The organism is Chryseobacterium sp. CH25 (assembly GCF_004119455.1).
Classification (GTDB): domain Bacteria; phylum Bacteroidota; class Bacteroidia; order Flavobacteriales; family Weeksellaceae; genus Chryseobacterium.
The window spans coordinates 212,914-237,831 of the sequence record NZ_NRQT01000004.1 but is presented as its reverse complement, the minus strand read 5'-3'; the positions used below and the strand labels follow the sequence as shown (position 1 = coordinate 237,831).

Annotated in this window: 20 protein-coding genes and 2 pseudogenes; 13 read left to right on the top strand and 9 right to left on the bottom strand. The window is 35.7% G+C overall.

Going from position 1 to position 24,918, the window contains the following annotated elements:
• Positions 1–13: 13 nt before the first annotated feature.
• Entirely contained in the window at positions 14–1,333 is a 1,320-nt protein-coding gene (locus BOQ64_RS11840) for a TolC family protein (protein ID WP_129055493.1), read from the bottom strand.
• Entirely contained in the window at positions 1,317–1,943 is a 627-nt protein-coding gene (locus tag BOQ64_RS11835) for a TetR/AcrR family transcriptional regulator (RefSeq protein WP_129055491.1), read from the bottom strand. The genes BOQ64_RS11840 and BOQ64_RS11835 overlap by 17 nt, the downstream gene beginning before the upstream one ends.
• 109 nt (positions 1,944–2,052) lie before the next feature.
• Here BOQ64_RS11835 and BOQ64_RS11830 point away from each other — a divergent pair, with 109 nt between their 5' ends.
• Positions 2,053–3,171, top strand: coding sequence for a hypothetical protein (locus tag BOQ64_RS11830; protein WP_129059717.1), 1,119 nt, complete (start codon positions 2,053–2,055; stop codon positions 3,169–3,171).
• A gap of 46 nt (positions 3,172–3,217) precedes the next feature.
• Positions 3,218–3,445: a hypothetical protein gene (locus BOQ64_RS11825; RefSeq protein WP_129055485.1), complete on the top strand. Its 228-nt coding sequence runs from the start codon at positions 3,218–3,220 to the stop codon at positions 3,443–3,445.
• A gap of 52 nt (positions 3,446–3,497) precedes the next feature.
• Here the strand turns inward: BOQ64_RS11825 and BOQ64_RS11820 are convergent, their stop codons facing one another.
• Positions 3,498–4,616: an ATP-binding protein gene (locus BOQ64_RS11820; protein WP_129055484.1), complete on the bottom strand. Its 1,119-nt coding sequence runs from the start codon at positions 4,614–4,616 to the stop codon at positions 3,498–3,500.
• A gap of 324 nt (positions 4,617–4,940) precedes the next feature.
• Here BOQ64_RS11820 and BOQ64_RS11815 point away from each other — a divergent pair, with 324 nt between their 5' ends.
• The 3 genes and pseudogenes from BOQ64_RS11815 to BOQ64_RS24870 all read left to right on the top strand — a co-directional run bounded on the left by BOQ64_RS11815 (position 4,941) and on the right by BOQ64_RS24870 (position 7,876).
• On the top strand, positions 4,941–6,224 hold the full coding sequence (locus BOQ64_RS11815; RefSeq protein WP_129055482.1) for a hypothetical protein: 1,284 nt from the start codon (positions 4,941–4,943) through the stop codon (positions 6,222–6,224).
• A 1-nt stretch (position 6,225) separates the two neighbouring features.
• Complete coding sequence (gene lptC / locus BOQ64_RS11810; protein WP_123910724.1) at positions 6,226–6,816, top strand: LPS export ABC transporter periplasmic protein LptC; 591 nt, start codon at positions 6,226–6,228, stop codon at positions 6,814–6,816.
• 11 nt (positions 6,817–6,827) lie between these two features.
• Positions 6,828–7,876, top strand: a pseudogene (locus BOQ64_RS24870) (anhydro-N-acetylmuramic acid kinase).
• A 58-nt stretch (positions 7,877–7,934) separates the two neighbouring features.
• On the opposite strand, the gene BOQ64_RS11800 reads toward BOQ64_RS24870, so the two are convergent.
• Positions 7,935–8,324, bottom strand: a complete 390-nt coding sequence (locus BOQ64_RS11800) for an SRPBCC family protein (RefSeq protein ID WP_129055476.1) — start codon at positions 8,322–8,324, stop codon at positions 7,935–7,937.
• A 482-nt stretch (positions 8,325–8,806) separates the two neighbouring features.
• On the opposite strand from BOQ64_RS11800, the gene BOQ64_RS11795 reads away from it, so the two are divergent.
• On the top strand, positions 8,807–9,385 hold the full coding sequence (locus BOQ64_RS11795; protein ID WP_228448336.1) for an NUDIX hydrolase: 579 nt from the start codon (positions 8,807–8,809) through the stop codon (positions 9,383–9,385).
• Here BOQ64_RS11795 and BOQ64_RS11790 read toward each other — a convergent pair.
• Both BOQ64_RS11790 and gldJ read right to left on the bottom strand, forming a co-directional pair.
• Positions 9,378–10,649 carry a UDP-N-acetylmuramoyl-tripeptide--D-alanyl-D-alanine ligase gene (locus BOQ64_RS11790; protein ID WP_129055472.1) on the bottom strand — a complete coding sequence of 424 codons (1,272 nt, stop codon included), beginning with the start codon at positions 10,647–10,649 and terminating at the stop codon, positions 9,378–9,380. The genes BOQ64_RS11795 and BOQ64_RS11790 overlap by 8 nt on opposite strands.
• A gap of 142 nt (positions 10,650–10,791) precedes the next feature.
• A complete protein-coding gene (gene gldJ, locus BOQ64_RS11785; protein WP_129055470.1) occupies positions 10,792–12,393 on the bottom strand; it encodes a gliding motility lipoprotein GldJ in 1,602 nt (533 codons plus the stop codon).
• A 164-nt stretch (positions 12,394–12,557) separates the two neighbouring features.
• Between gldJ and porU the strand changes: the two are divergent.
• The 4 genes and pseudogenes from porU to BOQ64_RS11765 all read left to right on the top strand — a co-directional run bounded on the left by porU (position 12,558) and on the right by BOQ64_RS11765 (position 20,588).
• Positions 12,558–16,453, top strand: a pseudogene (porU, locus tag BOQ64_RS24865) (type IX secretion system sortase PorU).
• A gap of 60 nt (positions 16,454–16,513) precedes the next feature.
• Entirely contained in the window at positions 16,514–17,662 is a 1,149-nt protein-coding gene (porV, locus tag BOQ64_RS11775; RefSeq protein ID WP_129055468.1) for a type IX secretion system outer membrane channel protein PorV, read from the top strand.
• A gap of 69 nt (positions 17,663–17,731) precedes the next feature.
• Positions 17,732–18,136, top strand: coding sequence for a hypothetical protein (locus tag BOQ64_RS11770; protein WP_129055466.1), 405 nt, complete (start codon positions 17,732–17,734; stop codon positions 18,134–18,136).
• Positions 18,137–18,323: 187 nt separating this feature from the next.
• Positions 18,324–20,588 (top strand): FUSC family protein, encoded by a 2,265-nt coding sequence (locus tag BOQ64_RS11765; RefSeq protein WP_129055464.1) that lies wholly within the window; start codon positions 18,324–18,326, stop codon positions 20,586–20,588.
• Here the strand turns inward: BOQ64_RS11765 and BOQ64_RS11760 are convergent.
• From BOQ64_RS11760 to BOQ64_RS23890, 3 genes are all read right to left on the bottom strand, one after another.
• Positions 20,569–21,267: a 4'-phosphopantetheinyl transferase family protein gene (locus tag BOQ64_RS11760; RefSeq protein ID WP_228448335.1), complete on the bottom strand. Its 699-nt coding sequence runs from the start codon at positions 21,265–21,267 to the stop codon at positions 20,569–20,571. The genes BOQ64_RS11765 and BOQ64_RS11760 overlap by 20 nt on opposite strands.
• Before the next feature lie 88 nt (positions 21,268–21,355).
• The gene (locus tag BOQ64_RS23895; protein ID WP_228448334.1) at positions 21,356–21,652 is read right to left on the bottom strand and encodes a hypothetical protein; all 297 of its coding nucleotides are present in this window, start codon (positions 21,650–21,652) and stop codon (positions 21,356–21,358) included.
• Positions 21,643–21,873, bottom strand: a complete 231-nt coding sequence (locus BOQ64_RS23890) for a pyridoxamine 5'-phosphate oxidase family protein (protein WP_228448333.1) — start codon at positions 21,871–21,873, stop codon at positions 21,643–21,645. Before BOQ64_RS23890 ends, BOQ64_RS23895 begins: the two co-directional genes overlap by 10 nt.
• A gap of 165 nt (positions 21,874–22,038) precedes the next feature.
• On the opposite strand from BOQ64_RS23890, the gene ahcY reads away from it, so the two are divergent.
• The 3 genes from ahcY (at position 22,039) to yiaA (ending at position 24,829) form a co-directional block, all read left to right on the top strand.
• Positions 22,039–23,352 carry an adenosylhomocysteinase gene (gene ahcY, locus BOQ64_RS11750; RefSeq protein WP_129055460.1) on the top strand — a complete coding sequence of 438 codons (1,314 nt, stop codon included), beginning with the start codon at positions 22,039–22,041 and terminating at the stop codon, positions 23,350–23,352.
• Between the two features lie 98 nt (positions 23,353–23,450).
• Entirely contained in the window at positions 23,451–24,284 is an 834-nt protein-coding gene (locus BOQ64_RS11745) for a hypothetical protein (RefSeq protein WP_129055458.1), read from the top strand.
• A 152-nt stretch (positions 24,285–24,436) separates the two neighbouring features.
• On the top strand, positions 24,437–24,829 hold the full coding sequence (gene yiaA, locus BOQ64_RS11740) for an inner membrane protein YiaA (protein ID WP_089737179.1): 393 nt from the start codon (positions 24,437–24,439) through the stop codon (positions 24,827–24,829).
• Positions 24,830–24,918: the final 89 nt, after the last annotated feature.

The window sequence follows — 24,918 nt, the reverse complement described above, 5'->3', positions numbered from 1 at the left end:
GGTTTCGATCTGATTATTTAATTGTTAAAGTTCCTGTTGTTTGCAATAGTTTTCTGTATGCCAAAGCAGCATCTGCCTTTGCATTGATTACGCCAACGTTAGCGGCAATCTGAGCAGCGTCTGCATCCAGTAATTCCGTCATGGTTGCAAGACCGTTGTCATATTTGTTTTTTGTAATTCTGAAGTTTTCATTGGCCTGTTCTGCAGATTTTTCAAAAACAGCAATTCTCTTTTTAGAAAAGTCTGTATTCTGATACTCTCTGTTTACATCAAGCTTAATATTATCATTCAGTAACTCATCTGTAGCAGCCAATTGCTTTTCTCTTGCCTGAGACTGTCTTAATGATGAATTTTCTTTCCAGATATTGGATAAGTTATAAGAGATTCCGACTCCTACATTAATCGCATTGTATACGGTAAGAAACTTCGGAATATCTGCTGCTACATATCCTCCTGTGAATGCTATTGACGGAAGGTTTTCTGCTTTAGCTGCCTTTGTTCCCAATTCTGCTGCTTTTCTCTGCTGAACCAAAGCCTGAAGATCTTTACGGTTTTCTCTGGCTTCGTTTACATAAAAATCAACAGGTTTTACCTCTGAACCTTCTTCAATATAGTTCTGGTCTACCTCAATTTCTGTAGTTTCCGGAAGCCCCAATAACAAGTCCATATTGATGTTGGCAATATTGTAATTGTTTTTAGCTTCAAGCAGCTGAAGTTCGATGTTGGAGGTCTGAAGGTTCGCTTTTAACCTGTCATTTCTGGCGATTAATCCGTTATTTTCCATTTTAAGGAAAGTTTCATCTCTCTTTTGGGAAGCATTCAGATTTTCTTCAAAAACTTTGATTGACTGGTTGGCTTTAAACAGGTTATTATAAGCCTGGGCAACATTATAAGCAATGGCCGTCTTATCGTTTTCTGTACTTAATTTAGATGCCTCTACCAGATATTTTGCAGACTGAATTCCGTATTTGATTCTTCCACCGCTGTAAATCGGAACGCTAAGGTTAGCTGAACCGTACACTACCTGATGAATTTCCGGACCACCTGCTGCTCCTGAAGCACTGCCGCCAAGTTTAATGTCAACATTCGGTTTTATTGGAAGATACATATAGCTTCCTGAAACCTTCAATTCCGGAAGCTGTCTGTTTTTAGCTTCCAAAAGATCAGCGGTAGCCTCCTCGATCTTGGCTGCATCGATCTTGAGATTCTTGCTGTTCTGGATTCCCAGCTGCACAGCTTCGTCAAGAGAAAGATTCTTTTTCTCCTGAGCATTTGCATTTGCTATTCCTACGAATAGTGATAATGCAATCACTGAGTTATTTATTCTCTTCATAACCTAAAAGGTCTTTTAGTAAATGTTTTATGTGTCTATTAAGTTCTGTATAAAATTTTTCGTCAAAAACTTCCTCATCATCTGTATCATTCAGGAATTCTTTATACATTTCTTTGGCATTGAATGCATAAAATAAAGTTCCGCTTATGGTAGAATGAAGCAGATAAATAGGAGGATTCTTTGTAAATACACCACTCTTTAATCCACTTTCCAGTATTCGGGAATACATAGATAAGAATGACATTTTGGTTTCTTTTAAAAACTCTACGATCTGCGGATTGCTGGTATGAAGCTGCTCCCGCTGCATGATCCTGTAAAAGCATTTCTGAGTTCTTATTCTGTTGGAAAACTGGTCTATTATTTTTTCAATCTTCTGCCAGTCATTAAGATCTGTTCTTTCTACAATATCTCTTGAGAAAAACTGTCCTTCATTCATTCTGTATTCAACCAATTTCTCATAAAGCTTTTCTTTTGATCCAAAATAGTAGGAGATCATCGAGATATTCACATTCGCTGCTTTGGAGATTTCACGGGTTGAAGTTCCATCGAAACCCTTTTCAGCAAAGAGTTTCTCAGCAGCAAATAATATATTTTCTTCTTTTGAAATCATATCACTTCCATTTTTTCAGGGGGCAAATTTACATAAGTTTTTCATAAAATCAAACGATTGATTGATTTTTTAATGTAGATTTAATTTATATTTACAAAAAACAAATTCTATGGGCCTATTCGATTTCCTTACTAATCTGTTTAAGAAAAAAAAACAGACAAATGAAGTAACTTTTAAAAATGAGACTCCAGTTGAAGAGACCATAGCTCCAGTTAATGAAGAAATATCCGTTCCTTTAGAAGAGACCTTTACTCCAATAACCGAAGAAACCAATATTATTCCGGAGGAAGAGACTCCTGTTGCAGAAGAAACTACTACTCCACCCATCAATGAAGACGGCCGTCGTTTTGATCTTGAAATTGTGGAAGCCTTCAAAAGGTATCATTCTGATCCAAGTCTTGGTATTGAGATTGAAATCAAAGATGACAATGGCAATCTTATTAATTCCCATCAGGCTTACACAGAACTTTTCAATGAATGGCAAGGTATCCAGTCAAAATGGGACCGCATGTCTTTACTCTATCAGTTCTGGGACCAGTCCCAATTTGATAAGCTTGAAGATTGGCAGGTGATTGAAAGGTTTGTAAAAGACCGTTATCCTAAAAAAGCATTACAATACTTTGAGGAAAAAATGTCTGATAAAAGGCATTTTATCAAGGAAGAGCTGGTTGCCCTTTCAAAACTCCATAGGGTATTACTGAATAATCCTATAGCAAAGGAATATATTGAAACAGCCTATCACGATCACCCTGAGGATGATGCTGTAAAAGTAGAATACGCAACTGTTTTGCATATCATAGGAAATCACTCTGAAAAAGAGCTTTCTCACCAGCTATTTAATGAGGTATTAGATAAAAAGATCCAAAGGAATGATACAGAATCTGTTTTCGATTGTTTCAGATTTTCTGAAGGCTATACAGATTCTTCTATTTTTGCTATGCTTTACCTGATGAATGCTGAGGCAGACAATGATACCTGGGATTATGTTGCTGAAGAATACTATTATTGTCCTGTTTTCAGATACGAGCATGCCGTACTGCTGGCCCAAAGTGAAAACCCTATGAGAGCCCTAGCAAAACTTACTTCTTTAAGCCAGGAATTCCCGTGGTTTAGAACAGCTCTTGAAAGTACCATTGGTAATATTAAATCTGTGAGAAAACAACTCAACAGTCCAGATTTTATGGAAAAAGAACTTCAGGAATTCCAGACATCTTTAAAAAATATATAGAGTCAGCAAAAAAGCATTACATTTAGCCACTTAAAAATTTTAGATCATGAAAAAAATCATCTCAATTCTTGCCATTGGTTTATTTACATTCAACTATGCTCAGGAAAAGCCTAAAGAAGGAGGCTGCTGTGCCGGAAAAGACAAAAAAGAATGTTCTGTAAAGGATAAAAAAGCATGTTCAGACACTCATCATAAAGGATGTGATACTAAAACAAAAACAGCTGATAACACTTCAAAAGATAAAAAGACTGCAAAAGAAAACAAGGCAGCTTAAATCATAATACAGCTAAAAATAAAAACTCCGGAAAAAATTCCGGAGTTTTGTTTTATGTACTTTTATGGATATATCTTGACAATTTTATTCCAAGATCTGTCCAGACTATTTTAGGGTTTCCGTTTCGGGTGAGATGCAGATCCGCAGTATTAATCTCTTCCAGAATACTTTCAATATTGGCTCCACTGATAAATTTTGAAAAACCTGCCCAGTTGAAACCATTGGCATCAATTTTTTTATACACCAGATTTTCTGACTGATAATTCTGAAGAAGAGCCAATCTGAAAATCTCAGAACAGTAATTTAAAAAGTTCTTCTGCTTTTCTCTGTTCCAGCCAGCGATTTCTCTTGCCCAGGAAATTATACTTCTCAGATATTCCGGTTTTTTCTTCACCATAAAGGCATCACGAACCCATTGTACAAAAAGTTTTTCAAATTCATTGCTTTTGTCTCCTGAATTCAGAAGTTTGATCGCTTCATTAAGGTTCCCTTGTGCTTCGTGAACAATTTCTCTTATCTTTTCTTCAGAAACAGAGAAATTCTTTTTTAAATACGCTTCAATATCCTCATCATGAACCCTGGGAATTTCTACAACCTGAGTACGGGAAAGTATGGTTGGTAAAATATCATTGGTACTTTCTGCTGTAAGAAGAATAATCGTTTTAGCCGGTGGTTCTTCAAGAAATTTCAGAAATTTATTGGAAGCGGCAATATTCATTTTATCAGCTCTCCAGACAATCAGAATTTTGGTTCCGCCTTCAAAACTTTTTAATGAAAACTTCTGGTTCTGATCATCAATTTCATCTGCAGAAATAAAAAGCTGTTTATTCTCAGACTCCAGAAAAGCAGTCCAGTCATCATAGCTTGCATATGGAGAAGCCTGAATCATTTCTCTGAACTCTTCAAATTTATTTTTGCTTAAAGAATTTTTGTTATCTGTAAATACGGGAAAACTGAAATGCAGGTCTAAGTGATTAAGATGTTCTACTTTTGAAGCGGCATGTTCATTTTCCTGACTTAGAATTTCCTTTGCATAGGCCAATACCATGGGTAATGTTCCGTAACCTTCCTTTCCTACGAAAAGCTGGGCATGGCTCACTCTGTTTTCAGCAATGCTTTCTCTAAGAAGTTTTTTCAGATTTTCCTGTCCTGCGATATTCTCCCAATTCATGTTTCAAAGATAAAAAAACTGGATAAGAATTCAGAGTTAAATTTATGAATGGTGAATTTTTGCTTCGCAAAGTGAACAGGTAATAAAAGAAATTCAGCACCAAATTTGGAGGCTATTTATCATTCATACCAACGTAAATAGTGAATTATAACAAATAATTATACAAATTGTTAAACAAAGTAAACTCATGATTCACAATTGACACCAATAATATATAAAGATTAAAAATTCCCCATTATAGAGCCCTTAACAAACTTTAACCACATATAATTTTTACAATTCATTAATATTTAAGATATTTGCGCATTGTTTTAAAAATAAAGAATGAAAAAAATCTTTGTAGTATCATTCATATCAGTTGGATATTTTCTGAATGCACAGAGTCTAAGTAACTCTCCGTATGCAAAATATGGAATTGGAGATGTAAAATATGATAATACGATCGAAACTGCTTCCATGGGAGGTATCTCTACTGCTTTTATAAGTGATTTCACCAGTAATTTCAATTTTGCAAACCCTGCAAACAACGCTAATTTCGAACTTACAAGTATCAAACTGGAAGCTACCAACGAAAACAACTATTTCAAATCGAACTATAACGATATGAAAGCTACAAAGCATTCTACGTATCTTTCTAATATTTCACTAGCATTCCCTATTTCCTCAAAGGTTAAAATGGGACTTACCTATCAGCCATACAGCTCAAAGAGCTATGATATCCTAAGTGATCAGACAGATACAGACGGAAGTGTTCTCTACCGAAATCAATTTAAAGGTAGTGGTACTTTAAATACTGCTGCAGTAGCTGTATCTTATAAGATTAATCAGGAATTCTCTGTAGGGGCAAGAGCTAACTTATATTTTGGAGATCTTTTTGATCTTACTGAATTCAGTGCTAAAAATTCAGAATATCTTACAGGTTATGAAACAAAAAACAGAGTAAGAAATTTCAACTTTACTTTAGGTACAAGTTATCAGAAACTGAATACCCGTACTGATAAGAAATTAACGATTGGAGCAACGGCAACTTTCGGAAATATGGGGAATACAACTACTGAGTACACCAACAGTACTTACAGATATGTTGATGCTGCAGGGACTAAATCAGATATCACAACCATTGACCATATGGAAACCAAATCCAAAAACCTGATTCCATTACAGGCATCCGTAGGGGTTGGATATGGAAGCGAAAACCACTGGTTCCTTTCCGGACAGATTGATTATAAAAAAGGAGAAGATATTGCTTATTTCGGAAAATCTTTCAACTTACAGGATAGCTACAGAATTTCTGCCGGTGGATGGTACTTACCTAACTATAATAACTTCAGAAGCTACTTCTCAAGAGTAATCTACAGATACGGTGCCTTCTATGAAAGAGGAAACCTTAAACTGGAAGGTAACAGCATCAATAAATTTGGTATCTCTGCAGGGGTAATGCTTCCATTCAAAAACAGCAGCATTACAAGAATGAGTGGTTTAGAAATTGGGGTAGAATTAGGTAAGAGAGGTACTCTTCAGAACAATCTTATCAACCAGAACTTTATCAACCTGAAAGTCGGCTTCAATTTTGCTGATAAATGGTTCAGAAAGTCTCTTTATAACTAGAATGAATTTTTCAAAAAAAATAGTATATAAAAATATAGCATACCTTTTTAGTTGTGCTATATTTTTTATATTGACATCCTGTGAAGAGGATCTTACCAAAAAGAATGGCAATAACAGCAAGAACTTCCCTTCACAGATCATTAATAACGCGAATATCATACAACGTGATTCTGGATTTGTAATTCTTAAGGCCAAGGCTCCTATTATTGAAAAATACGAGCTGATTGACAGTCCTTATACTGTTGCCAGAAAGGGTATTGACATTGAGTTTTTTGACAAGAAAAAGCCTAAAATGCCGGGAACAATCAAAGCCAAGTATGCTAAGTTTTTCGATTACAAAAAGTTTTACGAAGCAAAGGGTAATGTAAGGATTACAACCAACGAAGGGCAGAAATTTGCTATGCAGAGTGTGTATTGGGATCAGATTAAAAAAAGAATCTATACCAAAGATACTGTGTATGTAACAATGGAGGACGGTTCTACATTAGTGGGAGCCAATGGGATGACTGCCAAGGATGATTTTTCGGAATATACTTTCTATAACAACTCAGGAGACTTTAATTCTAAAAGACTTTCTGAGAATAAAAAATAGTTTCTGTTACCATGAAAACGCTTGCCATTGGACTGATGTCCGGAACAAGTTTAGACGGTTTGGATATCTGTCTTGCTGAATTTGAGAAAAAGGACAAATGGCATTTTAAGATCCTGAAATCGGAAACCCTTCCCTATTCTACTGATTGGGAAAATAAGCTTAGAAATTCCATCCATCTTTCTGTGACAGATCTTTTAGAGCTGCATTCTGATTACGGATTTTATCTGGGGCAAAAAGTTAAAGAATTTATTGAAAGACATCAGCTTGAAAATATTGACCTGATTGCCTCTCACGGGCATACCGTTTTTCATCAGCCTCAAAGAAAATTTACCCTTCAGATTGGAGATGGCAGAGCTGTTAAATTAAATACAGGAATCCCTGTACCTGTAGTCTATGACTTCAGAAGTCAGGATGTTCTCATGAAAGGAAACGGGGCTCCTCTTGTTCCTATAGGTGATGAACTCCTTTTTTCTCAATATAATGCCTGTCTTAACCTGGGTGGATTCTCAAATATTTCCTTAAAATCAAAAAATAAAAGAATTGCTTTTGATATTGCTCCTGTAAATATTGTTCTGAATCATCTGGCTCAGCAACTCAATGAAAGTTTTGACGAAATGGTAATCTGGCAAGAAAAGGGAAAATAAATGAAGCTTTACTGAATGAACTTAATTCCTTAGAATTTTACCAACAGGCTCATCCCAAATCATTAGGTGTGGAATGGTGCCATAAACATATATTTCCAAAGCTGGAAGCTATAACTCCGCTGGAAGCTCTGGCTACGTTTACAGAGCATATTGCCGAACAAATCTCTAAGATTATCAACGAGAATAATATAAAAAACATACTGATAACCGGAGGTGGTGCTTATAACACCTTTTTAATTGATAAAATAAAAGCAAAAACAGATTCCGAAATCATTATTCCTGAAAAAGAAATTATTGAACATAAAGAAGCTTTAATCTTTGCTTTTATGGGAGTTTTAAAAATGAATAATGAGATCAATGTTCTTTCTTCTGCCACAGGAAGTACCACAGACCATTGTTCCGGAGTAATTGCTTAAAGTTTTGTATATAGAATATAACATAAAAAACTTCATTTCTGAAGGTTTTTTTTATGCTTTATTTGTAGGCTTCGATTTTATCTGTCAATGTATTGATAAAGTTCTGTAATGGTTTTTCAACCATCATTTTGATGAACGGATTGAATTTCCCTTCAAACAGCATCTGAACTTCAGTCTGGTTCTCACTGATCGGGTTTAATGTAGCAGTTAAAGAGAAATCTAAGCTTGAACTTGCAGATTTCAATACGGCTTTCTGATCTGTTACTTCATCTATTTTCAGTGCAATTTCCGGCATTCCCTGTAATCCGAATTTGAAACCATTATCTCTTGTTTCAAATTTCTGAAGACCATCCGGCATGAAATCTTTGTAATTTTCAGGAGTTTTCAGCAATTCACTTAACTCCTTAGATGATTTATTGACAATAATTTTTCGTCCTTCTAAATTCATTTTTTTATTTTGTATTTAAATTATTATAAAGATAAGGTTCTTTATATTTACGATAACAACAAAATTATAAAAAAATTCTACAAAGACGCTATCCAAAGCATACTTTTAAAGACTGAATTCTCTTGCTGAATGGGAATTCATCGTGAATGAATTTTGTGATATAACAAATTTATTACCAGGGATACTCAATACTATAAAGCTTCGAAATCAGAAATAAGACCAGGTACAATGATCAACATTATCTTATTGGAAGAACATTATCCGAAGTAAACTAAACCCAAGAATTGTTCTCATTAAGAAAAATAAAGGACATGAATTGGTTTATTTTGTTGCTATAATTTGATATATTTGCGTATAAATTATGGTAAAAAGTGTGATAAAAACAACCTTTTTTCTCCTCTTTTAAAACCATTACCTTCTAAGGATCAATACTAACTATAACTATCTGCGATGTATAAAGTTTTTGTGAACGAAAAAAATTATTGATATCTAAACATCCCGAAGAACTTGAAAAAAAATTGGGATATGAAAGTTTCACTACTTTAGAGATTGCATTGGATCTTTTAGAGAACACCTCTGTAAACGAACTTAATGTTTATGGTGAAAATATTGACGAAATCTGGCAGGAGTTCCAAAAGCTGTTCAGAATTATAGAAGCAGCCGGTGGGCTTGTTCTTAAACCCGAAGGTGAAATGCTTTTCATCAGAAGATTAGGTAAATGGGATCTTCCAAAGGGTAAAATGGAAAAAGGAGAATCCAGGGAAGAATCTGCAGTAAGAGAAATTGAAGAAGAAACTGGTTTAAGAGATGTAGAGCTTGTACAGTTCATCAACACCACTTATCATATCTATATTGAAAGAAACGGCGAAAAGATACTGAAGTGTACCCATTGGTTTGAAATGAACTTCAATGGTGAAGATACTTCAAAGCCACAGATTGAAGAAGGTATTACTGAAGTTGCCTGGAAAAACACCACTCAGATTGAAGATGAAGTTTTCCCAAGCACATTCAAGAATATTAAACTTATTGTAAAAGAATTCTGGGCTTTAAAGGCTAAATAAAATCGATTACCTTTTCCAGCGCTATTCCTCTTGATCCTTTCAGCAGTATATTTTCTGACTGAATTTTATGTTGCTGTAAATATTCTGTAAGTTCAGCTGTATTTTCAAAAGCAAGTTCTGAGGAATTAACTCCTTTAAAATGTTTCCCAACAGTGATGATGGTATCAAACCCAAGCATTTTAGCCAATTCTAAGATGTTCTGATGCTCTTTCTCACTATCGGCACCCAATTCCAGCATATCACCAATTATAATGGTTTTACGGCCTTCAAATGTGATAAAATTATGTAATGAAGCAGTCATTGAACTTGGGTTGGCATTATAAGTATCCAGCACCAGTGTTCTGTTTTCTTTTTTCACTACCTGCGAACGCATATTGGTTGGGGTGTACTGCTCTACTGCATGCTTTATTTTTTCAAAACTGATTCCGAAGTGAAGTCCAAGGCTTGCCGCAGCGCAAAGGTTGGTAAAGTTATATTCTCCGGTAAGCTTAGATACGGTTTTTTGTCCCTGATAAATAAGTCCTACAAAATGATCTTCTGAAAAAGCTTCAAAATTGTAATCTGACTCTGCTTTTCCAAAAGTAATTTTAGGTGAATAGCTTTCTGTTTTTTCAACCTGAACAGGATCATTTTCGTTAACAATAATGGTCTTATGATTTCCTTTAAGGTAATCATAAAGCTCAGACTTCCCTTTAATCACTCCTTCAAAGCCACCGAAACCTTCCAGGTGTGCTTTTCCAAAGTTGGTAATATATCCGAAATCCGGCTGTGAAATGGTACAGAGAAATTCTATTTCTTTCTGATGATTGGCTCCCATTTCAATTACAGCCATTTCATGCTCAGGTTTAATGGAAAGAATCGTCAGCGGAACTCCGATGTGATTATTCAGGTTTCCATAGGTATACTGAACATTAAACTTTTCAGAAAGTACAGCATGAATCAACTCTTTAGTGGTTGTTTTCCCATTACTTCCTGTAAGACCAATAAAAGGAATATGAAGCCGACTTCTATGATAAACTGCCAATTGTTGCAGAAATTCAAGAGTAGATGGAACATAGAAAATATTCTTCTCCTTATTCTCAAATTCAGGCTGTTCAACAATAACAGCCAAAGCACCATCTTCTATGGCTTTTTCCGCCAGCGTTGCGGCATTAAAGTTATCGCCTGAAAAGGCAAAAAAGATGTCATTTTTGGCTATTTTTCGGCTATCGATTGTTACTTTATCAGCCTGTAAAAATAAAGGATAAAACTGTTCTATATTCATGTGGAAATATATATTTTTTCTAATAGTAACCGCTCAGTCTACCTCAGTATTTTTGAGTTTTTTCAGCGAAGCGGTTTCACAGTTCAAAAATAAAAAACCTTCCGAAAATCCGGAAGGTTTTTTAAAAGTATTTTGATAAATATTATCTTCTTGTTCTGCTCTTATCGCTAGTTCTGGCATCCTGTGCAACACGGAAACCAATCCAGCCATAAGCTCTACCTTGATTTTTATATCTTCTTTGTCCCGGATCCAACCAGTATGCAGTATCCTGCCAAGAACCTCCTTTTACTACTCTAACATCGTTAGAAATTCCAGATGTTCTGTCTTTGGTATCCTTAAGCATTTTAACTCTACCGCTTGCATCTACAACAAAGCTCTTTCTAGGTGCATTATACATATCAAATCCAGCAGCTGAGTCTGATTCTCTTCTATACTCTAAAGAAGATTGTCTGTCACCATCTCTGTAGTTTCTGTAATCAGCAATTGTTTCTCTTTCGAATTGTCCAGGAAGTCCTTTGTATACTAATCTACCGTCAGCCAAAGTATCATACTTAATGGTACCCTCGTCTATCATTTTGTAAGTTCCGTCACCGTTTCTTACGATAGCCTGAGGCATATTTCCTCTGTAGTAGTTGAAGTCGTTATAATCTTCATCAATGATAGGTCTGTAAACATCAGCTGTCCATTCTGAAACGTTACCATACATACCATAAATTCCAAGGTCGTTAGACGGATATTGTCTTACATCTGAAGTTTGTGCAGATCCATCGTTTTTCCATCCAGCAATACCAGAGTAATCTCCTTTACCCATTTTAAAGTTTTCAAGGAACATTCCTCTTTCTTTTCCTTTAGTACCTCTTAATCTTTCGATCTCTGGTTTTTTACCAAGGTATTGGTTGTATTCTCTGTTTTTTGCCATTCCTAGAGCTGCATATTCCCATTCAACTTCAGTAGGAAGTCTGAATTTCTGAACCATTGCGCCATTAGGAGCTCTGTTTGCAGACAGTAATCTCTGGTTGGTAGTTTTCATACCAGATTTCTGCTGCAATCTTTTTTCGTTGATATATCCCTGCATTTCAGGATCATTCGCTTTGAATTTATCCATGTTAAATGCTGTTCCTCCCTGGTTATTAGATTCATTGATATATAAATCCTTAGCAATAACACCTGCCTGCATCAAAGCTTTTTCGTTGGCTCTGTCTGTCAACCATTCACAGTATCTGTTTGCTTGTGTCCAGGAAACACCTACTACCGGATAGTAATCGAATTCCGGAGAACGTAGATAGGTTTCATTATAATCGTTTCTAGATAATTTGTTGTCCCATAATAAGGTATCCGGTAAAGCACCGTTATAGATCTCCTTAAAACTAGGGTCACTTGGTGGGAATACATACTTCAACCATGTAAGGTATTCGCGGTATTCGTAGTTAGTAATTTCTGTTTCTCCGATGAAGAATGAACTCACCTGCATTCTGCGTGGTGTGTTATTCCAATCGTGCATAACATCATCTTTCACTAATCCCATTGTAAAAGTTCCACCTTCTACATATACCATTCCCGGCCAACCCTTCTGCTTCTGTTGCTTTCCTGCAAAAAACCAACCCTGTTTTTCGTTTGGTTTCCAACCCGTTTTACTGACAAATTTTTTGGTACCGCCACCTTTGCTGGTCCCTGATCCGCCACAGCTGGTTAATGCAAGTGTAGAACTTAATGCTATTAATGAAAACAACTTTAGTTTTTTCATAGTCGATATAAATATTTTCAAGAGTACAAAGAAAAATAAATTATTCAATAAATCAAATAAAGATTTGATTTTTTTGAACAACGATAACAAATTAATTTTATTGTATTACAATTTAATTCTAAAATTTTCATTTATTTTGTAATTTAGCAATTTCAATAATAAACATGAGACGAAAAATCACGCTTTTATCTTTAATCGCTTTTGCATCAACACTTTACGCCCAAAGAAACACTATAGAATGGAATGGTTCTAAAATTCAGGATTTTGGTGATACAAAATTAAATCTTCCCAATTTTAAAAATGAAGGTTTTTCCTTCAGCCAAAATAACGTTTTTATAGTAACAAAGCAAAAAATCGGAGAAAAGGAGCTGAAAATTTCTGATCTTGCATGGGATGGAATTTCCAACCAGGATTTATTTGAATTAGATAAAGGTGGACTTCCTGATCGTGATATTGCAGAAGTTACCTATTATACCTTAGACGGAGAAAGATATGCCAGCATCAGTGTTGGTTTATTTAAAAAGACAAAAGCCGGTGTTCTGAGACTGTCTTCATTTAATGTTTCGGAAGCCTCTACTCCAGTTAATACTTTCGGTAGTGTAAATAAAATAGGAACTACAGGCAATCCTCTTGCCAGTGGAAATTTTTACAAAATAAAAGTTGACAAATCCGGAGTATTTAAAATTACAGCACAGTTTTTAAGAGATAACGGAATCAATCCGGGTTCTGTAAATCCAAAAAATCTGAGGATTTATGGAAATGGCGGAATTATGCTTCCAGAATTCAATCAGGATCCCCGCTATAATTCTTTACAGGAAAACGCAATTCAGGTAGTAGGCGAAGATGACGGAGTATGGAATGACAACGACTACGCTTTATTCTATGCACAGGGTCCGAATGGATATAACATCTATGATACCAATAATGGGCAGGGGTTTAAAAGAAAGGAAACGAGATCAGATACCAGTAATAACCTCAAAAATATATATGATGACTTTTCCTATTATTATATCAATTTTGATAAAGGTACAGGAAAAAGAGTCGGTACTGTAGACGGGAACTTACCCGCTCAGATGATTACAAGGTATGATAGTTACCAGGTCATCAACAATGATCAGACTAATTTATTGAAAGTAGGAAGAATTTGGGTGGAAGAAGCTCCTTTCACTACTGAAAAGACAATCACACTTACCACTAATTCTACTATACAACCAACGGATGTTATAAAATACAGATCACAGGTAATAGGATACAGATCACAACAGAATTCTATTGATATTAAAATCAACGGACTGAATCCGTACAATGACAGCGTTCCTACTGATGATCCTACTTATTCGTATATCTTCTATCCTATGAGATATAACGGAACGATTACCAATCAGACAGGAAATCAGATTACCCTGAAATATAATCCTGACATTTCTAAAAACCCTAATGGAGCCTTCTACTTTGACTACCTTGAAGTACAGTATAAAGAAAATCTTGCCTTCAACGGTTCTCAGATGAACTTCAGAGACTACTCTATTGTAAGTGGAAGTAATACAGATTATGGATTCAGTATTTCCAATGCATCCAGCCTGGAACAGGTATGGGATGTTACAGACATTACTAATGTTAACAGAAGAGTAAATAAAGCAGGAGCCGGATCTTTTAATTTTGCCTATACGGCTGCTGATCAGAATTTCAACAATGAATTTGTAGCTTTTCGTGCAGATGCGGCCTTTACGCCACAGTTTGTAGGAAGAATTGCCAATCAGAATCTTTCAGCAATCAGCAATATAGATTATCTGATCCTTACTGTACCAGAACTGATGGGACAGGCACAAAGACTGGCAAACTACCATCAGACAAAAAATAATTACAAGGTAGAAATTGTAGATGTTAATAAGGTTTATGAAGAATTTGGAAACGGAAGCAAAGACCTTACAGCAGTAAGAGATTTTGTTACCAAATTAAATACTCCTGAAGGAAGACTTAAATATGTATTCATTCTGGGAGATGCTTCTTATGATTATAAGAACAGAATCTCCAATAACAGCAATGTTGTTTCTGCCTATCAGAGTGAACATTCTTCAGATTATGTACAGTCATTTGTTACAGATGACTATATTGTAATGACTCAGCCCCAGACTGCCTCCAGTATAACCTATAATTTACCTAACCTTCCGGTTGGAAGAATCCCGGCAGCCAATAGTACAGAGGCAGCTAACATGATAGACAAAACTCTGGCGTATTATAATGCACTTCCAGGACAATCCAGCCCTTTTGGAGACTGGAGAATGAGACTTGATTTTGTGGTGGATGATAATACTGAGAACGGAGACCCTTTCCATAATGTAATGAACAAGGCATTGGTAAATGTATTTGAACAGCCCGGAGTAACAACATTAAAGGAGTATAATGTAAAAAAACATACCAGGATGCCTTTACAGTACAGAGTACAGCTGGAGGACCGAGATACCCGCAGGTAAACCAGTCTATCTCTAACAGTATAGGAAACAGTTTATACCTGTTCTACTTTGGACATGGAGGAATTAATGGCTGGGCCCAGGAAAGAGTACTGACAAGTACCGAAATCCAGAATTCCAATAACTTTTCTAATGTGTACAGCAGATTTCCGTTTGTATCTACAATAACCTGCGAGTTTACATTATGGGATGAACCTTCTACCAATTCTGCCGGAGAGCAGTTTATGAAACTTAAACAGGGAGGTCCTGCTACAATGATCACCTCAAGCCGTGCTATCGCAATTGATTATGGACGTGATTTCACTGATATTTTCACCAGAAATATTTTCAAATTAACAAATGATGACTTTAACACCTTAGGTTATGCTCATTTAAATGCAAAAAAAGAAAAAGGAGTAAATGCGAATCACTTAAGAGTAAATGTATTGGGGGATCCGGCTATGAAACTGAGCAGACCTCAAAGACTACTGGCTATTGATAATATTGAAACACCTGTTCCGGGATTAATAAGAGGTCTTGACTTTGTTAAAGTAAAAGGACATATCAACAATCCTAACGGAACTCTGAATACTACTTTCAACGGAAGAGTTGCCATCAATATTTTTGATAAAAGGCTGAATAAAAAGACCCTGAATAATAATAACTGGTCATATCCTGTATTAAATTATACTGAAGAAGGAAGTGCTATTGTAAAAGCTTCCGGAGTAGCAGTAAACGGTGTTTTCACAGCAGAATTCTATGTTCCTAAAGACATCAATTATACAGTGGGTGAAGGAAGAATATTAGGATATGCTGATAATAAGACAACTGATGTATTCAATAACCAGTCTGTTCAGGTTGGAGACATCAACCCTAATGGAATTAATGACAACCAGCCGCCAAAGGTAAAACTGTATATGAATAACACCAACTTTGCAGATGGTGGGATTACCAATCAGAATCCAATGCTTCTGGCCTGTCTTACTGATGATACAGGAATTAATTCTACCGGATCCGGTGTAGGACATGATATTACCACCTATTTAGATGGTCAGATTATCAATACTCAAATATTAAATGATTTCTATAATCCGGGAGAAGGAAACGGATGTTTAAACCCTAGTCTTGCTGAATACCAAAAAGGAAATGTCACTTTCCCTTTTAAGAATTTAGCAGTAGGCCAACACCAATTGACATTTAAAGTTTGGGACATAAACAATAATTCGACAACTGCTACGTTAAATTTTGAGGTTAAAGATGAAGCTGACCAGCATCTGACGATCAACCGTCCGTTAAACTGGCCAAATCCATTCACCAATAAAACCTATATTCAGTTTGAGCACAATTGTGATGATATCCTGGATGTGAATGTACAGATTTATACCATAACCGGAAGATTGGTAAAAACACTGTCTCAGCCGGTAGTTGCAGAACCGTTCCTTCAGGGCTTCAGAACCCCGCGTCAGGCGATAGAATGGGATGGAAGAGATGATTTTGGAGCTACAGTTGCAAAAGGTACATATATTTTTAAGATATTTGCAAAAAGTCAAAACCAAGAAAAATGCAAAGGAAGTGCCACAGCTGTAGAAAAAATGGTACTTTTGAAATAATTGAACAACACATTAGACAATAAAAATTATAAAAAACTGATAATATATAAAAGACAACATATGAATTTAACTACTAAACTGCTTTTAGGACTTGGGTTAAGTGCTGGTTTTCTGGGCTATTCACAATCAAACCCTGTACTTACCGGAGCTCCCTTCCTGAGAATTGCGCCAGACGCAAGATCGGGAGGTATGGGAGATCAAGGGGTAGTAACCTCTCCTGATGCATTTTCACAATTCTGGAATGCAGCTAAATATCCTTTTAGCAGAACAAGTTCTTCCGTAGGTCTTACCTATACACCCTATATGGGAAAACTTACCAATGATGTATTCTTATTATACGGAGCATTCCATAAATTTCTTGGGCAGGATGAAAGATCCACTATTTCCGCGAGTATCTATTACTTCAACATGGGAGAAGTGGAACTTACTCAATTAGTAGGTAATGATGTTACTTCAAATGGAGTATCAAAACCTAATGAATTCTCCATTGATGTAGCTTACGGTTTGAAACTTTCTGACTCTTATTCCATGGCGGTAACCGGTAGATTTATCCGTTCAGACTTAGCCGGTGGATTCAACACAGATAATACATTAAAAGCAGCAAACTCTTTTGCTGTAGATATTTCAGCATACTATACCTCTGAAAGATTCTCAAGTTTCGGAGGATATGACGGTAAATTGAATGCAGGTTTAGCAATACAGAACCTGGGTCCAAAACTGGATTATACAGGAAATGAAGAATCAAGATCTTATCTTCCTACCATGGCAAGATTAGGGGTTGGCTATGATATGTATCTGGATGACCTGAACAGAATCGGGCTTTCTTTTGAAGGTTCAAAACTTTTGGTTCCGGGATCTGAATATGTAGGAGTAGATGCTTACAGAAGACCTAAATATGAAATTCCAAACGTAGGTCCAATTGCCGGTATCGGAAAATCATTCAAAAATCCAAACAGTATCATGTACAGTGGTGCTTTAGAGTACTCTTATGACAATGCATTCTCTGTAAGAGGAGGTTACTTCCATGAAAGTGAAGAACAGGGAGCTAGACAGTTTGCTACGGCAGGTATCGGATTAAAATACCGTTCTTTCGGACTGGATCTTTCTTATCTGATTAATATGTCTAAAGTGAATACGGCATTAGATAATACCCTTCGTTTCGGACTTACCTGGAACATTGGTGAAGAAACATCCAACAACGACCGTTAATATATTTAACAACAATACAAAAGCCTCATCCATTTTGCGTGAGGCTTTTTTAATAGCCATTACACAAATATGAAAAAATACTTACTCTGTTTTCCCATCCTTCTGGCCAGCTCCCAGTTCTGCTTTTCTCAGAATGTTTTAGAAGGGAAAAACTTCAAAGCCCTTATCGGAAATGTTTGTGCAGAAACCAATGAGTACAATCCTTGCGCCAGTCATATGATTCATCTCGTTCTCAATTTCCGGGATCATGATGTTGCTTTTACTGAAAAAAATGTAAACAGCTGTAGTGAGAATGTTACATCCCGTATCCAGGCAAAATGGAAAATAGATCCGGCAGGTAAAATCACTCTTTCCTATTCATCCAAAATTCCCGAAAGTAACTTTTTAAATGGCTTCCGATTACAGCTCAAAGGAAACAAACTTATAGGGTATAAAAAAGACTGGCAGGATAGAATGATTGAATATGATATTTGAAAAGATGAAGTAACGAATGGTGAATCACTAATTTCTTCTCCGAAAACATTCATATTTTACTTTGTGAAGCAAAAATTCACTTCTAACCATACAGCCTATTGCCTCTATTAAAAAAATATAACATTTAAGTTTACAAAAGTCTATCCTTTATGGCGATTTTGTTAAATTCAATAGCTATTTTTGTAGTATGAACTATTCGGCGGAGCTAAAAAAATTTGTAACCAGTCAGTATCTGTATTCTGCAATCAGAATTACATTAGCTACTGTTCTCCCTTGTTTAGTTCTTGCTCACTTTGGAATATTAAAAGAATACTTCCTCTTCCCTCTCGGAACCAGCTTTGTAGCTCTTACCGATCAACCCGGACCTTTCATCAGAAGAAGAAATGCACTGGCATTTGCCATTTGCTGTTTTGTTTTTGTAGCATTAATTGCCAGCCTGGTGATGAATTTTAAGCTACTGGTATTATTGGAAATCATAGTCTTTGGGATGTTCTTCTCCTTAATTGGAGTGTATGGCCAGAGACTGGCTGCAGTAGGTTCATTATCACTTGTTGTACTCGCCATCTTTATTGATGGGCATCTTACAGGAGCCAATATTTTTAAAAGCTTACTGATATTTGCTTGTGGCTGTATCTGGTTTTTACTTATCTTTCTTGTGGTAACTACCATTCGACCATACAAACTGGCAGGTCAGATGATTGGTGAAAACTATCTTCAATTGGCAGAGTTTTTAAAAATCAAAGCCAATTATTATCAGAAGAATCCTGATTTTGATAAACTGACTACTCAGGTTATTGCCAAGCAGATTGAAATAAAAAACCTTCAGGAAGACACCAGAGAAACCGTTTTTAAAACAAGAACCATCGTTAACGAATCCACAACCACAAGTCGTTTACTGATGCTGATGTTCCTGAACTCCATGGACCTTCATGAAAAGCTAATGACTTCTGAAAGTGATTACCAGAAGCTCCAGCAAAGCTTTGAAGACAGTATGATTCTGGTTAACATCCACGATTATCTGAATCTATTGGCTGAAGAGATCACCAATATCGGGATTGCGCTCCAAAGTGGAACAAGGGCAAAACCGATGTTTAATCTTGAACTGGAATTGAAGAATCTCAACTTTAATTATTTTGAACTTAGAAATAAACAACTGTCTCCTGACAGTTTGGAAAACTTCATGGTTCTGCGACAGATTCTGATGCGTATCAATGAAATCACCAAAGAGATCAATGAGATTTATAAAGTGTTTTCACAAGACGTAAAACTGGCAAAAAGTTTATCTACCGGACTAGACCTAAGAAAGTTTATGCCTAATGAGCCGAAACTTAACTCTAAGGTCCTTAGGAATAATATTTCATTATCCTCTTCTCATTTCCGACATGCGATAAGAATTACAACAGCTTTATTACTAGGGTATCTCTTTTCCATGTTTGATTTTCTGGGATTAGGACATACGTACTGGATTTTAATTACCATTACAGCGATTCTAAAACCGGCCTACTCCATCACCAAACAACGGAACCTGCTGCGTCTCTACGGAACGGTAACCGGAGCTACGATTGCTTATATCATTCTGCATTTCATACACATCAATGGTGTTTTATTTGCGATCTTGCTCATCAGCATGATTATGTGTTTCAGCTTTTTGAAAGGACGGTATTTTTGGGCCGTGCTTTTCATGACGATCTATGTTTTCCTGAGTTTTAATTTTTTAAATCCGGGAAAAGTCAATATCATTTTCAAAGACAGAGTTCTGGATACAGCTATTGCAGGAATTATTGCATTTGCAGTATCTTATATTGTATTGCCAGTTTGGGAACATACACAGAATCTAGATCTGATGAAAAAGTCTGCAGCAGATAACCTCATCTATTTTCAAAGTGTAATGTCTAAATTTTTACAAGGAAATTTTGATCTTGAAGACTATAAAGTAAAACGAAAAAATGCCATCATTTCACTGGCTAACCTCTCTGATAATTTTCAGAGAATGATTTCGGATCCTAAAAATCAGCAGAAAAAACTGGAAGTGGTTCATCAGTTTGTGGCTACCTCACATCTTATTACGGCTTATACAGCTTCCTTGTCTCAATACTCTAAAAGTAATGAGCAGTATCCTGAAATAGACGCTGAAAGCTGGAGCAGAAAAATTGAAGCAGAGATGCAGCAAACCTCAACGTTACTCAACGGAGATGATATCACTGAAGCCCTCAGAATGGAAAGCCGTCTGGAGCCAGAAGATTCTTCCATTGAAGACATGCTTTTGAAAAGAAAAACAGAAATTGAGGAAAACGAAATCATTGACCGAAGAGATCCTGATAAAATCTCCCATTTAACAGAGCTTAAAAATATCCATGATATTCTGGAACTGATCTATGATGTTGCAAAAGAGCAAAGAAAGGTGATTGAAAAATACAGAAGTGAGAAGCATGCTACTCCTCCACAATCGTAAAGCAGTAATCATCAAAAAATTCCACTCTGGCCTTAAATTCATCTGAAAACTGTTCGTCATATACACGGCAGCTGATTTTATGAAGATGTTTCAGTTCAAAAGGCTTTACTTCATAATTTTTCTTCAGAGACCAATATTTGGAATGGTGAATTTTATACATACTTTCTTTTACACTCCATATAATAGTATAAAAAGTATCTGCTTTATCCTCTGGAATAAATCCTCTTTCATTTTCATATGTGAACTTATCAATCACTCTTAAAATCTTAGGATTGAATTTTTCAACATCTATTCCTATTTTGTTTTTAGAAATAGCAATCGCTGCAAATGGATAAGAATGAGTAATGGAAATTTCCGCATCATTGGGAGAAAGAAAAGGTTCTCTTTCTCTATATAGAATCTTAGAGTCTGGTTTTAACCCTTTCAAGAGCTTACGGACCATGAGGACTTCCAATAGTTTTTTAGGATGGTAATCCTTTACTTTTTCAGCATTTTCCGGCTCCAGCAATTCATTGATATCAAGTGTTTCACTTTCATCATATTTCCAAACCAGAATCGTGGCATTATCATCTGAAAAATCTCTGTAAAGGGGCATTCTTTTTTTATTGGGTAAAAATAAGGAAAAAGGATGGAAGATGGGAGCAGGAAGATGGAAGTTTCTATTTGTTGATAAAAACAATGGCAAACTTGTTTAGAAAATCCATACAAAAAAATACCCTTGTCAAAGTTTTAAACCTTGACAAGGGTATAATCACCTTACAGTTTATTTATTTAGACTGATGATTTACATCATTTCTATGCTCAATAATTTCCAGATTAGAATCTACAAAATAAGCACTTCCAAATCCGTTTACATAAGACCCTTTTGTAGGTTCTAAAGCAATTAAAATAAAATCGCCCATTTCAGAAATCACATCCACTACTTTTCCGTGAGCTTCTTTTAATTTTGCTACCACGGTATTCCATGTTTCAGAATCTCTTTCAATCTGGGACGTTGCAGCTTCCATTGTTAAACGCTCTCTTGCATAAATCTGTTTCGTAGCAGACTCATCTTCTATAAACATGATGAGGTTTTTCTTCCTTCCGAAAGATTTTTAGTATGCCTTGCCATAAATGAAACCAGAATATAAAAAGTATTGTCAAGCTGTACAAACGGTGCATAACTGGAATTAGGATTTCCTTCTGCATCTACAGTAGCAAGAATTACACTTTTTGATCTTTCAATCAACTCCTTTACTTTTGGCGTAACAGGCTTTGCTTTTTTCTCTGTATGGGTAGTATTCATAATATAGTATTTGTTAGATAAAAGTAGTTATTTATATTAAGACTAAATAATTTTAAGTCATGTTTAATCTCATGAAACTGAAATTGATCTGCCGTTTTTTTATCTTAATTATAAATTGTAATTTTGCCTTTCGTTATCAACTGAATTTAAATATATTCATTACATATGAGTACAACAACACAATACGTTCCTTATAAAGTTAAGGATATCTCCCTTGCAGAATGGGGAAGAAAAGAAATTACCCTTGCAGAAGCAGAAATGCCAGGTTTGATGGCTATCCGTGAAGAGTACGGACCATCTCAACCGCTTAAAGGAGCAAGAATCGCAGGATGTCTTCACATGACGATCCAAACGGCTGTGCTTATCGAGACTTTGGTAGCTTTAGGAGCTGATGTTACCTGGTCATCTTGTAATATTTTCTCTACACAGGATCACGCTGCTGCGGCTATTGCTGCTGCTGGAATCCCTGTTTATGCCTGGAAAGGTTTAAATGAGGAAGAATTTGACTGGTGTATTGAGCAGACTTTATTCTTTGGTGAAGACAGAAAGCCATTGAACATGATCCTTGACGATGGTGGAGATTTAACAAACATGGTTTTTGATAAATACCCTGAATTCACAAAAGATATCAAAGGACTTTCTGAAGAAACCACTACCGGAGTTCACAGACTTTACGAAAGAATGAAAAACGGAACTTTAGTAATGCCTGCTATCAACGTAAACGACTCTGTAACTAAATCTAAATTCGACAACAAATACGGATGTAAAGAATCTGCAGTAGATGCTGTAAGAAGAGCTACTGACGTAATGTTAGCAGGAAAAAGAGTGGTAGTTTGCGGATACGGAGACGTAGGTAAAGGTACTGCTGCTTCTTTCAGAGGAGCTGGTTCTATTGTTACTGTTACTGAAATTGACCCAATCTGTGCGCTTCAGGCTGCAATGGACGGGTATGAAGTAAAAAGATTAGATACTGTAGTAGATAATGCTGATATCATCATTACTACAACAGGTAACTTCAATATCGTAAGAGGAGAGCACTTCCTGAAGATGAAAGATAAGGCTATCGTTTGTAACATCGGTCACTTCGATAATGAAATCGATATGGCTTGGTTAAACCAAAACTATGGTCAGACTAAATCTGAAGTGAAGCCTCAGGTAGATATCTATACTATTGAAGGAAAAGAAGTAATCATCCTTGCAGAAGGAAGATTGGTAAACCTTGGATGTGCAACAGGTCACCCAAGTTTTGTAATGTCTAACTCTTTCTCTAACCAGACTTTGGCTCAGATCGAACTATGGAACAACTCTGCAGCTTACGGAAACGAAGTATATATGTTACCTAAGCACCTAGATGAAAAAGTAGCAGCTTTACACCTTAAGAAATTAAGCGTAGAGCTTGAAACACTTTCTCCTGAGCAGGCTGAGTACATCGGAGTAGACGTAAAAGGGCCATTCAAGCCTGAATACTACAGATACTAAGATTCATAAAAACATGATAAAATCCCACTATTTTGAAATAGTGGGATTTTTTTATGTGGATTATTAAACATTTTCTATTTTTGAGCGCAAAAAATACTATGAAAACTTACTTATTTCTTGGAGCCTTAAGCTCAGTCTTATTCTTAAACAGCTGCAGCGGTAATGATGAAAATGATACAACCAATAATCCTGAACCTAAAATATTGTTAAGCAAAGTTACAAGTGTTTATTATTCTAATCCTACTAATCCAAATACAAGTGTAATAACTTATAATTACAACAGCCAGAAACAATTAATCAAAGTTTCATCACAAGGTGGATCAACAAGTTTTGAATATGATACTGCCGGAAAACTTTCAAAAACAAATTATTATAATACGGATGGAGCAATTGCTTTTTATACGACCTGGACTTATAATGGAAGCCAGCTAGCTGCAATTAAATCAATCTATCCAGATTCTAATGATAATACAACAAAGGTTTATACCTATAACAACGATAAAATCACTGGTACTTCCCTTTGTTATTCATTAAATTGTACAATACCCTCTACATCTTCGTATACTTACAATGGTGATAATGTTTCAACAGAAATTTTATTCAGTGATAATATAGGTGGTCCATCTACTATTAAAAGAGAGTTTTCTTACGATAACAAGATCAATCCTTATTCTCTGACCAGTGCATACTTTAGAACGTATTTAGCTGATACACAATTTTTAAGTCAAAATAATTATACGTCAGAAAAAGTAAGCCGTATGGATAGTGCAGGAAATTGGGTTCAGATTCAAAATATAACCTATGAAATTCAATACAATAATGCTCAATTACCATCTAAGATTATTGGAAAAGACGCCAATGGTAATCTTTTTATAGAGTATAATTACGAATATATTACTTTGAAAAAACAATATACAAGTGTTCCACGTTAGGAAAGTTTTATTTTTTTAAAGCTGATTTCTAGCTGATAAATAAAATATAGTTCAATTTTCACAACTCCGTATTTTACCCATATTTTCTCATAACGGGGATAATGTTAACAAAAAATGAATATATTTAGCCACGTAAACAAAACATTAAATTCATGAAAAAACAAAGAGTATCAAATGCATTTGTCGCAGCCTCTTGGGTCGCATTGGGAGCAGGAATGATTGGTTATATTGTAGGTCTTGCAAGAGCAGAAATGCTGCTGAATGAGAAAGGTTACTATTTTACAATCTTATTATATGGTTTATTTGCCGTTGTTTCTTTACAGAAGGCGGTTCGTGATAAATTGGAAAACATTCAGGTAACTGACATTTACTATGGGATCTGTTGGTTTGCTACCCTGTCATCCATTGTATTACTTGCCATTGGGCTTTGGAATGCCACCATCCTTCCAAGTGAAAAAGGGTTTTATGCCTTTGCCTTCCTTCTGGCACTTTTTGGCGCTATTGCCGTTCAAAAGAATACCAGAGATAATATGCTTCAGGAATAATACAGAAACTCTCCAAAATCGGAGAGTTTTTTATTTTCAAATCCTTTTCTTCATAAAACATATCAAATTCACATAAATAGTTGATAAAA